The 15334-nt window shown below is 47.9% G+C and carries 11 protein-coding genes and 1 other RNA gene; 5 read left to right on the top strand and 7 right to left on the bottom strand.

From position 1 onward, the window contains the following. The first annotated feature begins 89 nt into the window (after positions 1-89). From BMZ54_RS21265 to BMZ54_RS21245, 5 genes are all read left to right on the top strand, one after another. The gene (locus tag BMZ54_RS21265) at positions 90-980 is read left to right on the top strand and encodes a Ppx/GppA phosphatase family protein (protein WP_089917027.1); all 891 of its coding nucleotides are present in this window, start codon (positions 90-92) and stop codon (positions 978-980) included. 89 nt (positions 981-1069) lie between these two features. After that, positions 1070-1885 carry a 3-methyl-2-oxobutanoate hydroxymethyltransferase gene (panB, locus tag BMZ54_RS21260; protein WP_089917024.1) on the top strand — a complete coding sequence of 272 codons (816 nt, stop codon included), beginning with the start codon at positions 1070-1072 and terminating at the stop codon, positions 1883-1885. 326 nt (positions 1886-2211) lie between these two features. After that, on the top strand, positions 2212-3096 hold the full coding sequence (locus BMZ54_RS21255) for a DUF1338 domain-containing protein (protein ID WP_089917021.1): 885 nt from the start codon (positions 2212-2214) through the stop codon (positions 3094-3096). Between the two features lie 147 nt (positions 3097-3243). Beyond that, a complete protein-coding gene (gene amaB / locus BMZ54_RS21250) occupies positions 3244-4773 on the top strand; it encodes an L-piperidine-6-carboxylate dehydrogenase (RefSeq protein WP_089917016.1) in 1530 nt (509 codons plus the stop codon). A 932-nt stretch (positions 4774-5705) separates the two neighbouring features. Further along, the gene (locus BMZ54_RS21245) at positions 5706-7376 is read left to right on the top strand and encodes a S8 family peptidase (RefSeq protein ID WP_089917013.1); all 1671 of its coding nucleotides are present in this window, start codon (positions 5706-5708) and stop codon (positions 7374-7376) included. 168 nt (positions 7377-7544) lie between these two features. Here the strand turns inward: BMZ54_RS21245 and BMZ54_RS21240 are convergent, their stop codons facing one another. The 7 genes from BMZ54_RS21240 to rnr form a co-directional block, all read right to left on the bottom strand. After that, positions 7545-7958, bottom strand: coding sequence for a DUF4870 domain-containing protein (locus BMZ54_RS21240; protein WP_089917011.1), 414 nt, complete (start codon positions 7956-7958; stop codon positions 7545-7547). Positions 7959-8012: 54 nt separating this feature from the next. Further along, positions 8013-8385: RNase P RNA component class A (rnpB, locus tag BMZ54_RS21235), an RNA gene on the bottom strand. Positions 8386-8408: 23 nt separating this feature from the next. Beyond that, positions 8409-9434: a Smr/MutS family protein gene (locus BMZ54_RS21230; protein WP_089917006.1), complete on the bottom strand. Its 1026-nt coding sequence runs from the start codon at positions 9432-9434 to the stop codon at positions 8409-8411. A 175-nt stretch (positions 9435-9609) separates the two neighbouring features. Next, complete coding sequence (locus BMZ54_RS21225) at positions 9610-10047, bottom strand: DoxX family protein (RefSeq protein ID WP_089917003.1); 438 nt, start codon at positions 10045-10047, stop codon at positions 9610-9612. A 324-nt stretch (positions 10048-10371) separates the two neighbouring features. Continuing rightward, a complete protein-coding gene (locus BMZ54_RS21220) occupies positions 10372-12003 on the bottom strand; it encodes an amino acid permease (RefSeq protein WP_089916999.1) in 1632 nt (543 codons plus the stop codon). Between the two features lie 129 nt (positions 12004-12132). Further along, a complete protein-coding gene (locus BMZ54_RS21215; protein WP_089916996.1) occupies positions 12133-13104 on the bottom strand; it encodes a polyprenyl synthetase family protein in 972 nt (323 codons plus the stop codon). Between the two features lie 45 nt (positions 13105-13149). After that, on the bottom strand, positions 13150-15324 hold the full coding sequence (gene rnr, locus BMZ54_RS21210; RefSeq protein ID WP_238386640.1) for a ribonuclease R: 2175 nt from the start codon (positions 15322-15324) through the stop codon (positions 13150-13152). Between the last annotated feature and the right edge of the window lie 10 nt (positions 15325-15334).

Below are 15334 nucleotides of genomic sequence, written 5' to 3'. Positions count from 1 at the left end.
TTAAACGGCAAAAAGTAAAACTAATGCAGCAGGTTACTCCAGCTTTTTCTTTTTTCTTTTTTACTTTTTACTTTGTTTAAATTGCATCCATGAAACTTGCTGCTATCGACATTGGTTCCAATGCTGCACGGTTACTGATATCAGAGGCCTCGCCTAAAAGCAATGGCGAAATGGATTTCATAAAGGTGAACCTGGTACGGGTACCGTTGCGTTTAGGCTTTGACGTTTTCAGCACCGGCGCCATTTCCGAATCAAAAGCAGCCGAACTGTTAAATACTGTAAAGGCCTATAAGCTGTTACTGGAAGTATATGGCGTTAAATACCTCAAGGCCTGCGCCACCTCTGCCATGCGCGACGCCAGCAATGGTCCGGAGCTGATGAAGCAGGTGAAACAGGAAACCGGCATAGATATACAGATCATTACCGGCGAGGAAGAAGCCTCTTTCATTTACGAGAACCATGTGGCGGAACATATGGCCACCACCCAATCCTACCTGTATATTGATGTAGGCGGCGGCAGCACAGAACTTACCTTTTTCAGCAAAAACAAGCTGGTATTTAAAACCTCTGTTAACATAGGCACCATCCGCCTCTTACAGCGCCAGGTAACCGAAGCGCACTGGCAGCTGATGAAGGATACGCTGAAACAGCAGCTGAAAGGCTACGGCCCGGTAACGGCCATTGGCTCCGGTGGTAACATTAACAAGATCTTCTCCCTTTCCAAACGCAAGGAAGGCAAGCCGCTTTCCCTGGAAACCCTCAAAGATTATTACAAAGAGTTCAGCAGCTTTTCAGTGGAAGAGCGTATTCACCTGTACAACCTGCGGGAAGACCGTGCGGATGTGATTGTACCGGCGCTGCAGATCTATGTGAATGTAATGCGCTGGGCCGATGCCACTGAAATATACGTACCTAAGATAGGCCTGGCCGACGGCCTGATACAGGCTTTATATGCCGAAATAAGCGGTAACCTCCCGTAAAAAAAATGCTGTAGTGATCAATATATTCCCCAAATTTGTGCCTCTGAATCTGCGCTGAACATTAATTATTGATTATTAACAGCTATCAAATGTCTGTAAACAAGGAAGTTAAACGCGTAACCACCCATATACTGCAAAAGATGAAAGCAGATGGGGAGAAGATATCTATGCTCACAGCTTATGACTATTCCATGGCCGGGATTTTTGACGATGCAGGCATAGATGTGGTACTGGTGGGCGATTCCGCCTCCAATGTAATGGCCGGGCACGAAACTACCCTGCCCATTACGCTTGACCAGATGATCTACCACGCCTCCTCCGTGGTAAGGGCTATTAAACGCGCCTTTATAGTAGTAGACCTTCCCTTTGGCTCTTACCAGGGTAACTCCAAAGAAGCCTTAAGCTCTGCCATCCGTATTATGAAAGAAACAGGGGCGCATGGTATTAAGATAGAAGGTGGTGAAGAGATCATTGAATCCGTAAAACGTATTATATCTTCCGGGGTGCCGGTAATGGGCCACCTGGGCCTTACCCCCCAGTCGATTTACAAGTTTGGCACTTACGCCGTGCGTGCTACCGAAGAAGCAGAAGCGCAAAAGCTGCTGCAGGATGCTGTGCTGCTGCAAAACGCGGGCTGTTTTGCCATAGTGCTGGAAAAGATCCCCGCCCTGCTGGCCAAAAAAGTAGCGGAAACCGTACAAATACCCATTATTGGTATTGGCGCCGGCAAGTATGTGGATGGGCAGGTGCTGGTAATGCACGATATGCTGGGTATTAACAAAGAGTTTAAACCCCGCTTTTTACGCCGCTATCTGAATTTGTATGAAGATATCCTGAACGCTACCCAGCAGTATATAACAGATGTAAAGAGCCGGGATTTTCCGAGTGAGAATGAACAATACTGATTCGATTAAGAATTACGGAATTACTACACCGCCTAAAGCGGTGCATAGCCTGCCCCGCCCAGCGGGGAATGCGATTGGAGTAATTATGATATGGGTAATTACGAAGGGATTGAAGGTTGTTAATTATGGAGGATTGAATGGGTACGGATGACGAAATAGTTTTAATATTATAAATTGATTAGAACGAAAAGCGATCTATAATAAATTGTTTATTTAATACACCAAAACAGAGTTATCAATTACAAGCCACGAATGAAAAAACTGCTCTTCAACAAAACGCAGGCAATTCGTAATTCGTAATTGAATAATTCGTAATTGAACACGCTATGCTAGAGCAAGTACTCAGCGGCCTTATGCAGCGCTACATGGAGCGGGTGCCCGATGTAAAGGCCATTATACAAGCCATGATACAGGAAGGTATTATTGCAAAGCCGGAAGATGTGGAAAATGACCATATTGCATTCCGGACCATGGGCGTGCCGCAGCTGGGCATACAATCCCTGGAAAAGATCTTCCTGCATTACGGCTACACGAAAAAAAGCGCCTACCACTTCCCCGAGAAAAAGCTGGATGCTTTCTGGTACGCACCGCCTGCACCTCATTTTCCCCGCATTTTTATCAGTGAGCTGCGCGTGCAGGACCTGAGCCCGAAGGCACAGGAGCTTATCCGGAGCTACACTAATGAAGTTAAATCCGATCCCGTAGATGCCCTGAACCTGGACGATGCCAGTGCAGTAGATAGTTTCCTGCACAGTGGCTTATGGCGCCTGCCTACCCTGGAGGATTATAAGCTGCTGGCAGCTGAAAGCGAGTATGCCGCCTGGGTCATTTACAACCGTTATTACCTGAACCACTTTACTATCAGCGTACATAACCTGCCCCCGGGTTATAATACCATTCCCGAGTTTAATGCTTTCCTGGAGCGTAAAGGTTTTACCCTGAACAATGCCGGCGGCAAAATGAAGGTAAGCCCTGATGGCGGCCTGCTGCAAAGCGCTACGGTAGCCAATATGATCACCGCCACATTTGCCAATAATGAAACGCACCCCATTGCCGGCTCTTATGTGGAGTTTGCAGAAAGAAAGGTACTACCCCAATTCGCACACCTGCCCACAGACCAGGTAAAGCGGGAACACCGCCGGGATGGTTTTGAAGCCGGTAATGCGGATAAGATCTTTGAGAGTACGTATAGTTCGCAAACGGGGAGATAGTTGAGTCCATGGTCCATAGTCGATGGTCCATGGCCTTGAACGTAAGGTAGCTTTACAAGTAATATCACTGGAGCACAGGAAACTGTGCAACATGCTATGGACCATCGACTATGGACCATGGACTAAATAATCATTAAATTGCAACCCATGATAGCAGATATCCTGAAAGAATTTAATATACCGGCCCGGCATAGCGGGGTAAGCACCGGTAAACACTGGCTGAAAGGCGAAGGTGAGGTGCTCAGCTCCTTTTCCCCGGTTGATGGAAAGGAAATAGCCCAGGTGCAAAGCGGCAGCAAAGCGGAGTTTGATGCGGTGGTAGCCGCTGCAGAAGAGGCTTTTAAAGAATGGCGCCAGTGGCCCGCGCCCAAACGTGGCGAGGTGGTGCGGCAGATAGGTGAAGCGCTGCGCACACATAAAACATCGCTGGGTAAGCTGGTGTCCTATGAAATGGGTAAAAGCCTGCAGGAAGGTTATGGCGAGGTACAGGAAATGATAGACATCTGTGATTTTGCCGTGGGCCTTTCCCGGCAGCTCTACGGTCTTGCCATGCACTCTGAAAGGCCGGGCCACCGTATGTATGAGCAGTGGCATCCGCTGGGGGTGGTAGGCATTATATCCGCCTTTAACTTCCCGGTAGCAGTATGGAGCTGGAATGCCATGCTGGCCTGGGTATGCGGCGATGTATGCATCTGGAAGCCATCTGAAAAAACACCGGTTACCGCATTGGTATGCCAGCATATTGTACAAAGCGTATTTGCCGCCAACCAGGTACCGGAAGGGGTTTGCAACCTGGTAACCGGTGGCCGTGAGGTGGGTGAATGGTTAACACATGACACCCGTATACCACTGGTATCCGCCACAGGGTCTACCCGCATGGGTAAGGCCGTGGGCAGCGCAGTAGGCGCCCGTTTAGGCAGGGCTTTGCTGGAGCTGGGTGGCAACAATGCCATTATTATCTCTGAGGCAGCCGACCTGGATATGTCGCTCATAGGATGTGTGTTTGGCGCCGTAGGTACTGCCGGACAACGCTGTACCTCTACCCGCCGCCTCATTATCCATGAAAGTGTGTATGATGCTTTTACACAAAAGCTGGTGAATGCCTACAAACAGCTTCGTATAGGCGACCCGTTAAATGAAAATAATCACGTAGGCCCACTGATAGATAAACAGGCCGTGCAGGCCTACCAGCAGGCCCTGGAACAGGTAACAAAGCAGGGCGGCCGTTTCCTGGTAGAAGGCCGCGTGCTGGAAGGAAAGGGTTTTGAATCCGGCTGTTATGTACAGCCCTGCATTGCTGAAGTACAGAACTATTTTGACATTGTGCAGCATGAAACGTTTGCGCCTATATTATACGTGATCAAATACAAAACCCTGGCAGAAGCTATTGACATACAGAATGGCGTACCACAGGGGCTTTCCTCTGCTATTATGACGCTGAACCTGCGGGAGGCGGAACAGTTCCTTTCCAGCGCAGGCTCCGATTGTGGCATTGCCAATGTAAATATTGGTACTTCGGGTGCGGAAATAGGCGGCGCCTTTGGCGGTGAAAAGGAAACCGGCGGCGGGCGCGAAAGCGGCTCCGATGCGTGGAAGAACTACATGCGCCGCCAAACCAATACGATCAACTATTCCAACAGTTTGCCGCTGGCACAGGGTATTTCTTTTGACCTGTAATGATATGTTTTTTAATGGCCTGGCGCCGGAGTTATGTGTGCGAAACACATGGCTCCGGCGCCAGGCTTTTTAGGGAGGTACTACCGGCAAGATTATACCGGTTGAAGTTGAATCCGAAGCTGCTGGAGGCATGCTTAAGAACTCAGCTCTCTGCTTCCTGCAAGGCTCTACCGGAGAGCCCTATACGGGAACAAAATGCCTTTCTTCCAGCGATAGGCTGCTTTGCAACAAAACTGCAATTGCATTAAACTAAATAATATATATAATATTTTAATTTTTGTAAGCCGCTTAATAACAATAGTGCAAACTCAACAATAAAGTAGTGATCCTGGGCGTTTTAGATGTTTGATTTTTTCCCTTTGTATATATGACTATAAAAAAAAGAAGCGAGGTTAGAGAACCTCGCTTTTTCGTTAAACGGAAACCATGCTTATGAGAAAAACGTCTGTCAGCCTGAGATGGCTTTCAAACATTCTTCTAGCAATAAATATTATACTTTTTTCCGACAATTCATATTCTACTTTTGTGCTATAATCCTTCCTTGTGGGTTCTAAAAGTCCTATTTTTTCACTTCGCATTTAATATCAAATAAGCAGGCAGAGCCCTTTCTTTTTTTTAATATATTGGTTATTAACTGCTTGCCGATATTTATCTGAGGTATTGAATGAGTTTCAACAATGCTGATATGGAAAAAAAAGCAAGAATTTTTGCAATTAAAAAGCGCGGTTGCAATTCGCTTGTCAGTGATCAGCTTTTTTGAACGCTCGTCAGAATGTTGTCTTGTAGTAATTCCATTTTACATATCTTTAACCAAATATGGTATTTAAATTGTTTATGATAAGACGTTTATTTACCTGTATTATATTACAAGTGTTTTTCATTGAGAACCTGTTTATAATACCAGGTTCCATCTGACTTAAAATAAAATTTAAATGATTGTACGCAGAGCAGTGGCCGTACTGGCGGGAAGTGTTGTGCTAATGACAGCCTCGATCAGCACATTTGCACAAGGCACATCAATTCCCAGGAACTGGCACTTATTAAGCTATGACAAGGACAGTGTGTTGGGAATAGGCGCAGAAAAAGCTTACAAAGAGCTATTAAAAGGCAAAAAGAGCACACCGGTAGTAGTAGCCGTAATAGATTCAGGCATTGATACTACCCATGAGGACCTTAAATCCATCCTTTGGACCAACCCAAAGGAAATTCCCGGTAACAACATAGATGATGATGGTAATGGTTATGTGGATGATATTCACGGCTGGAACTTCCTGGGCGGTAAAGACGGCCGCAGCGTAAAGGAAGCCTCTGATGAAGCTACCCGCGAATACCTGCGTTACCGCCGCATTTACGGCAACCCGGATTCTACCATGGATCGCAGCTCCCGGGAATATGCCTACTGGCAAAAGCTGGTGGAGAAGGTTGTAAAACCTACCAGCCAGTATAAAGCCTCTTACCGCACCATGACCAAGCTGCATGATAACATGCTGAAGTGCGCCAACATCCTGACCACTTACCTGAAACAGGATGACTTTAACGGTCCGCGCCTGGATAGTATAGAAACTACTGACCAGGATGTAATGGTGGCTAAGAACTTTATGACCCGCCTGCTGCAAAGCACCGGCGAGCAGAACGTAGCCTACCTGGACTTTAAATCAGAATTTGAAGAGTATATTGACGATCTGAAGAAGAAAGCTGAAAGAGCAGACGAGGGCGAAGTAGATAAACGCAAGGAAATTGTAGGCGATAATACAGACGATATTAACGACAAATACTACGGCAATAATGATGTAATGGGCGAATTTGCCTTCCACGGCACCCACGTATCCGGCATTATTGCAGCTGCCCGCAATAACAACGTAGGTATTGACGGTGTAGCGGATAACGTACGCATTATGGCAGTAAAAGTGGTACCGGACGGTGATGAGCGTGATAAGGATGTGGCCCTGGGCATCCGTTATGCGGTGGACAATGGCGCCAAGGTTATTAACATGAGCTTTGGTAAAGGATTTTCCCCTAATAAGGACTGGGTAGATGATGCTATTAAATATGCCGAATCAAAAGGCGTATTGCTGATACATGCAGCAGGTAATGATGCCAGTGATAATGATGTGGTGGATAACTTCCCCAGCGCACATTATAACGATCATAGCCGGGCTACCAACGTGATCACGGTAGGCGCTTCCGGCGCCGGACGCCGCACTTCCAAAGTGGCTAATTTCTCCAACTACGGCAAAACAGAGGTAGACCTGTTTGCACCCGGTGTGCAGATCTACTCTACTGTACCCGGTGGTAACAAGTACGGCAGCGCCAGCGGTACCAGCATGGCCGCCCCGGTAGTAACCGGTGTAGCAGCCCTGGTACTCTCCTACTACCCCAGCCTGACTGCGCAGCAGCTGAAAATGGTGCTGGAAAAAAGCGTATCGCCTTTAACAGACAGCATGGTAACCAAACCCGGTACAGAAGAAAAAGTACCGTTCAGCAGCCTGTCTGTAACCGGTGGTATTGTGAATGCTTACAATGCCCTGCAGCTGGCAGACAGCATGGTGAATGGAGATAAAAAGAAGGGCAAGCCTAAGTTACAGCCGGTGAAGAAGGGGTGATTTTTGGAGTCCATGGCCGATGGTCCATAGTCCATAGCATAGAACGAAAAGATATATAAAACGAGAAGCGCTAAATGTAGTGATCAATTCACCTCATTTAGCGCTTCTCGTTTATACTAGTATCTGCGCAAAAGTCTATGGACCATCGACCATAGACCATGGACTAAACTACTTCACTATTCTCAGGCAAAGCGGGTAACGGTAGCGGATGCCTTTATTGGCGCGTACGGCTGCAATAATAGAGAAAATGATATTCAGGAGTGATACAATGCCGTATAAGCTGATGGCGGAACCAAAGCCATGCCAGCCGTCAAAATCATGATCGCGCCAGATGGAACGGAAAGCCCAGATGCCGTGCCGCAGGCTGATCAGCAGGCCAATGGCCACATTTACCAGGCTTAAAGTGATCTGGAAGTTAAGGGCTTCCTTACCCTGATCGTCAATGAAGGCGGATTCATTGCGTTTAATGAGCCACATTACCAGGGCTCCTATAATATTTCCTACAAACGATAAGATGAACATCCCTATTAGTCCGCCCAGGTGTACCAGGGCGCCCCAGGTTCTTTCTTGATTCTGATCCATAAAAGTATATGCGTTTTAGTTTGGTTGCTGCGGTATAGGTACAAACAAATAACATAAAACTACAAACCTGTAAGCCGGATTCTGTTTCCCGGTTTGCACCGGAACTGCTATCATTTATCTGCGATAACGCTCACGCGTTACCTGTATCTGCCTACCCTCGGTCATCGGGCGGGCAGCCCTCAAACGACCGTATACATGGCATTTCAGCACGCAAGGTTTACCCTTCCAACATGTTGCCATATCAGAACGTGGGCTCTTACCCCACATTTTCACCCTTACCCCGGCAAGCCGTGGCGGTTATTTTCTGTGGCACTGTCTGTATCCCGGCCTGCGCCGGGATCCCACCCGTTAGGTGGTGCGTTGCCCTATGCTGTCCGGACTTTCCTTCCTTCCGTTTAACGGGAAAGACGATAGCACGGTTTGTAGTTTACGTTATTCGCGTTAAAGTTACTAATATTTAAAGGATATCTCCGTGGCCCCATATCCGTACCGGGGATGGTACTCGTTCACAAAATTGCCTACTTCCGGGGTTTGCCGCAGCAGCTGATGAATTTCATCGCGCAGCTTTCCTTTGCCCAGGCCATGTATCACGATCATGCTTGGTTGTTTATGCGCAATGGCCAGGTCAAGATAACGCTGAAATTCATTTAACTGAATGGCCAGGATGGCTATATTGCTTAAGCCCCGCCACTCATCAATGAGCTTTTCTATATGCAGATCTACTTCATATTTTGGCTCCAGGGGCGCATCGGGCGCCAGCTGTATCTTACTGTATAAGGGCGATAATTTGCTGATATCCTCCGCTTCAAAACCGTAACGGGTATCGGGTTGTTTGTCGGGGTACTTCTCAAACAGCGGGAAGCTCAGCATGGCATCCCGGCGTATATGCAGCTCATTGAGCTGCTGGAATAATTGCTTAGGCTTTATTTTCCAGACCTTATTGAATGAAGGCGCCAGCTTTGGGTCTTTCTCTCTTGGGTAAAAAGTAAATTCAAAACGCGGGCTGTCGTTCAAAGATTCAAATAACAGGTCCGACAGGTAAAAGTGGCTGAAGGGCTGCAGATCATTCTTAATTTCCAGGTCCAGCTGTTGTTTAAGCCACACGCGGAAGTGTAAGGTGTAGCTGCGCTGGGTTTCATTAAGTAAATGGAACTTCAGCAGCTGTATATTTTCCTCATAACCATCTGCCTGGTATACCGGCAGTATGGAAAGGAACATGCCTTTATCTGTTTTGAAAGTTTCGTGCTTTTTCTTTTCTACGGGGAGCTCGTCACCGGGTACCTTGCGGGGCGCTGCTGCAGGCAGCTTCTTTTCCGTAAAACGGTAAAAGTATGGGAAGTCTATCTGGTCAAGGTATACGGGGAAAGTGGTCTTACCAACTTCCACCATTACCATTTCCCGGTTCACAATATCCACTACGGTGCCCTCCTCCTTTGAATGGAGTAAGATGATCTTATCGCCTATTTCATATTTCATGATTGCATTCTCTCCCCTGACAATTTAGATTACGATGCTTTGGGAGAATGTAAAACGTAAAAGTTGACTACACTTTGACCGTGCTGCGCTTTTACATTTGAAGTTTACATTCTCTTTATCCGAACCTCAAATCTAAATGGTAAAATCGTAAATCTAAAATCGGATTTCCTATATGTCAGGCGGGGTGCCTCCGCATATATTCATCCACGGAAAGAGGGCCGCTGCCTTCTATCAGGAAAAAGACCAGCAATAACAGGACTACAATGGAAATGCCGGGAATGCTGTGTACTGCAAACAGCCCTGTAGGGGAATGTACAAAGAACACGGCTCCTATTAACACCGGTATGTTCACTAATACTGCCAGTCTGGTTAACGATCCCAACATAATGAGCACGCCGCCGGCCAGGTGGGCAAACACGATGTAATGCGCCAGCCAGAAGGATACGACTGTTAATGTTGGATTTTCGTTGATCAGGGCGGTTAGTGCATCGCGGTTTTGCACAAACAGAACGCCCATCCAGAACAGGAAAATGCCTAAGCCAATGCGTACAGCATCCAGCCACTTGGGATGGTGCCTGTCGCCCCAGATCTCAATTTTCTGTAGCAGATTCATAACATTCAGTTTTAGGATCAAAGAACTACTGTACTGAAGTTACGAAAAAAGGAGCGCATTCAGGACAGGCTTGGCGGTTGGGCGGGTATCTTTGTTCTGGTTTGATTGATTGGCGTTTCATCCTTACAGCTCCAACTCCAGACTGCGCCCGCCTGTTTGGATGATGATGAGGCATGAGGAAGCATACCGGCGTTGGTGTGCTATGGAGCTTTATCAAGCGTGTGGCGCCGGGCAAAGGTCCGTCGTTTGGATCTGCAAGGAAGAAGCGGATGAAGGCCAAGCCATTGTGCCTTATGCTTTATGCTTTGCGCTTTCTGCTTTCCGCTATGCTTCAGCCGTGCTGAGCTTACTATTACGGTAGCTGTAGCTGAAATAGATCACCAGGCCAGTGAGGAGCCAGATAGCGAAAACGATCCAGTTCTTGAGGCCCATCTCTGTCATGAGATAAAAACAGCTTAAAAGGCCTAAAACCGGTATCAGTGACAGTTTACGGAGGAATGAGAATACAGTGATCAGGATTGCTACGATGGTAAATAGATAGAAAGGTATGTTATGCTTCCAAACATCCCAGCCACCGGCAAAGGACCACTTTTCCTGTATCTGGGTATGGAATAGGATAATGAACAGCACAATGAGCCCCGGCACGATCCATCGCCCGTTAATGTAGGGCAGCTGAAACCGCTGGGTATTGCTCTCCTCACGGGGTAGCAGCAATACGCCGCCGCATACCAGTATGAAGGCGAATAAAGTACCGATGCTGGTAAGGTCTGTTACAATAGTAAGGTTCAGGAACAGGGCCGGTACGCCTACCAGTATGCCGGTAATGATGGTGGCAAAGGAAGGTGTTTTAAAGCGCGGATGTATTTTGCTGAAACGCTTTGGCAGCAGGCCGTCGCGGCTCATGCTCATCCAGATGCGGGGCTGCCCGATCTGGAATACCAGCAAAACGGTGGTGGTGGCAATTACGGCGCTCACGGAAATAATATAGCTGACCCATTTCAGGTTCACCCTGTCAAACACAAAAGCCAGCGGATCCGATACCTTCAGCTCAGTGAAAGGCACCATACCGGTCAGCACCAGTGAAATAAGAATGTATAATATGGTACAAATGATCAGGGAGTAGAACATGCCCCGGGGCAGATCGCGCTGCGGATTCGTACATTCCTCCGCGGTAGTGCTTACGGCATCAAACCCAATATAGGCAAAGAACACCGCGGACACGCCTTTTAACACACCGGAAAAACCGTTAGGCATAAAGGGATGCCAGTTATCTGTATTCACATAAAAAGCACCCAGCACTATCACAAAAAGAATAACCAGGATCTTAAATGCCACCATGAAGTTGGCGCTGCGCTTACTTTCCTGGATGCCCACATAGGCCAGCCAGGTAATGAACACCACCACCAGGAAAGCCGGCAGGTTCACTATAACGGGAATGCTGCCGATATGCGGGGCAGCAGCCAGGGTTTCCGGGGTAGCATTGTCGTAATTGCTGATCAGCCACCCGGGCAGCGGCAAACCGATACCGCTCAATAAATTATTAAAATAGCCGCTCCATGAAATGGCAACGGCTATGTTTCCAATAGCATATTCCAGGATCAGCGACCACCCGATAACCCAGGCAGCCAGCTCACCAAACGTTACATATGAATAAGTGTAGGCGCTGCCGGATACCGGCACACGCGATGCAAATTCCGCATAACAAAGGGCAGAGAAACCGCAGGTTATGGCCGTGATAATGAACAGGACAGATACGCCCGGACCACCATGGAAGGAGGCTTCCCCAATGGTGGAGAAGATGCCTGCGCCAATTACGGCGGCAATACCCATAGCGGTGAGGTCTTTTACTTTTAGTACCCTGTGCAGAGATCCTGTTCCATGCGCGTCTGTTAACCCTTCCCTTGCATCCTTAAGTATAGTGGATAATGACTTCCTGCGGAATAACGACTTAGACAAAGCAAGTTCAATTTTGGTGATCTGCGAATATAATCAGATTTACGATCTTAGATTTACGATTTTAGATTTGGGGGATTTCCCCCAATCGCTCCAATAAATCTAAAATCGTAAATCCCCAAATCTAAAATCTCAATGCTGGCGGCTTAAAAGGAAATCGGCCAGCTCCATCAGGGGCTTTTTACGGGAAGATAATACGGCGATGCTTTCCAGGTTGTCGAACGCCTTTTGCTGAAAACGTTCTTTTTCCTTTTCGGCCCAGCTATCAATGCTACAGTCGTGGAAGAGTTCCAGCACCTGCGCTACTTTATCATCCGGGGCAGTATCCAACAGCTGCTGCAGGCGGATACGCTGTGCAGGGTTGCACAGCTCCAATGCTTTCAGCAGCAGGAAGGTTTTTTTATTAGCCAGGATATCGCCGCCCTGCTGTTTGCCAAACTTTTCCGGATCGCCAAAAGCATCCAGGTAATCGTCCTGGATCTGGAAGGCAATACCTATGTTCTTACCAAATTCATATAAGTAGCCCTGGTTGCCTTCGCTGCCACCGCCAATAATAGCGCCCATTTGCAGGGATGCAGCCAGCAGTACAGACGTTTTCAGGGCTATCATGCTTACATAATCATCATACTTCACCTGGGCTGGGTCCATAGCTTCCATATCCATATCCAGCTGCTGCCCTTCGCATACCTGTATGGCAGCGCGGTTAAATACGGATACGATCTTTTGTTTGTAGCGCGACTGCACCCGGTTCAGGTATTCATACACATATATGAGCATGGCATCGCCCGCCAGGATAGCGGCCGGTTCGCCATAAAGGGTGTGTACGGTAGGGTTGTTCCTGCGTAGCGGCGCCTTGTCCATAATATCATCGTGAATGAGGGTGAAATTATGGAACAGCTCTACGGCGTTGCCTACCTGCCAGGCATCTGCATGAATGGTATCAAACAGCTCATTTCCCATAAGGGCCAATACCGGACGTATGCGCTTACCTCCTATTTTCAGTATGTGGGAGGCTGCGTTATACAGCGTAGAAGGTTGGTCGGGGAAACGTTGCTGATCAAATTGCTGGATAAATTGTGCTATAAGTTCCTGAAAAGAGTGCATGGTATAAAATGAAGTCTGAAGTCGGATATATTGATCAAAGCAAAATTATAATTCCTTTTTACGGGGCCGTGGTTTTGCTTTCGCAGGTTTGCTGGCATTATTATTATCTGCGGCTTTAGGTTTAGGTTTGGATCCGGGCTTGTTAGGCTTCGGTTTTTTACCTGGTCCCTGCTGCACCCGCTCTCCTCTTTCCTTTTCCTTCTCTTTGCGTTTGGGCTTGCCGATGTTGCCGGGCCTGGAGGCTGGCTGCTGTTCTTCCAGGTCTTCTACCAGGTCGTAATCCAGCTGGCGTTTGGTGAGGTTAGCCGACATTACACGGATCTTCACCTTATCGCCTATACGGAACCGGCGGCCGGTGTGCAGGCCTACCAGGGCATATTCGCTTTCATCATGCTTAAACTCATCACGGGCCATCATATTGTGAATGCTTACCAGGCCTTCGCACTTTGTATCAATAGTTTCTACCCAGAAACCAAAGTGCGCCACACCGCTGATAACGCCGTCAAACGTATCGCCAATAAACTGCTGCATGTACTCCACCTGCTTGTATTTGTTGGCAGCTCGCTCTGCTTCCATGGCCTTACGTTCCATTTCAGAGCAGTGGCGGCACTTCTTTTCCATGTACTTGTCGGGGTGTATATCTTCTGCCAGGCATTGTGCCAGCACGCGGTGCACCAGCACATCGGGGTAGCGGCGTATGGGGGAGGTAAAGTGGCAGTAATGCGCAAATCCTAACCCATAGTGGCCAATGTTATCCGGTGTGTAAATGGCTTTGGCCATGGTACGGATGCCGATGGTTTCCAGCACATGCTGCTCCGGTTTACCCTTGGCCAGCTGCAGCATCTTGTTAAAAGAACGGGCAATATGGTCCGGGTTATCCAGGTCAAACTTGTGCCCGAACTTGCGGGCAAAGATGGAAAACACCTGCAGCTTTTCCTCGTCGGGCGTGTCGTGCACACGGTAAGGGAAAGGAACGGATTGCTTATTGACCTTTATTTTAGATACATACTCCGCCACCGTACGGTTGGCCAGCAGCATAAATTCTTCTATCAGCTGGTGCGCTTCCTTGCTTTCTTTAATAACAATGCCAATAGGTTTGCCGTCAGGGTCCAGCTGAAAGCGTACTTCCTGTGAGGAGAAATTAATAGCGCCTTCATCAAAACGGCCTTTACGCAGAATGCGGGCTATTTTATTCAGCAGCATCACTTCTTCTTTATGCGGCCCTTCGCTGTTGCCTTCAATGATCTCCTGCACCTCTTCATACGTAAAGCGATGATCGGAATGGATTACGGTGCGGCCCAGCCAGTGCTGTTTGATCTCGCCTTTTTCATTCATCTGGAAAACGGCGGAGAAAGTAAGCTTATCCTCATTAGGACGCAGGGAACACAGCTCATTGGAGATCTTTTCCGGCAGCATAGGCAGTACACGGTCCGGCAGATATACGGAGGTAGCGCGTTTATCGGCTTCCTTATCCAGCGCAGTATCCGGCAGCACATAATGGCTTACATCGGCAATGTGCACGCCTATCTCATAATAACCGCCTTTTATTTTGCGGATGGAAATGGCATCGTCAAAGTCCTTGGCATCTACGGGATCAATAGTAAAGGTGAGCTGTTTGCGGAAATCTTTTCTTTTTCGTACTTCCGCGGCCGTTATCTTCTCCTTGATCTCTGCCAGCTCGGCTATCACCTCATCCGGGAACGACAACGGAAAACCGCTTTCCACCAGTATTTCCTTCATGGCCAGGTCGTTGGTATCGCTGGCATCCAGTATTTCTATGATCTCGCCGACCGGCTTGCGGGTCTTTTCGCCCCAGGCTACTACGCGTACCACGGCTTTATCGCCGGTTTTGGCTTCGCCCAGTGAGTTGGCAGGTATATAAATATCCGGTAAAAAAGCGCCCTTTTCAGGTACCAGGAAGGCAAAGCCTTTGTTAACCTGCAGGGTGCCTGTAAATTCTGTTTTCTTTCGTTTAAGGATGTCCGTTACCACGCCTTCCATACGGCCGTTGTTCTTATTGGAGTGGTCTTTAAGCACATCTAACAGCACTTCATCGCCATCCAGCGCGGTATTCAGGTTCTTCTGTTTTACCAGTATATCTTTTGTTAATCCTTCTACTATTACAAAGGCCATTCCCGAACGCGTCACTTCAATCATCCCGCGAAAAGTCTTCTTCGGGCCACTGTGATTGCCTTTTTTTTGTTTTTTCTTTTTATTCATCTCATGTCCC

Source organism: Chitinophaga rupis, from assembly GCF_900109685.1.
In the GTDB taxonomy this organism is placed as follows: Bacteria; Bacteroidota; Bacteroidia; order Chitinophagales; family Chitinophagaceae; genus Chitinophaga; species Chitinophaga rupis.
This window is presented reverse-complemented; position numbering and strand designations above follow the sequence as displayed.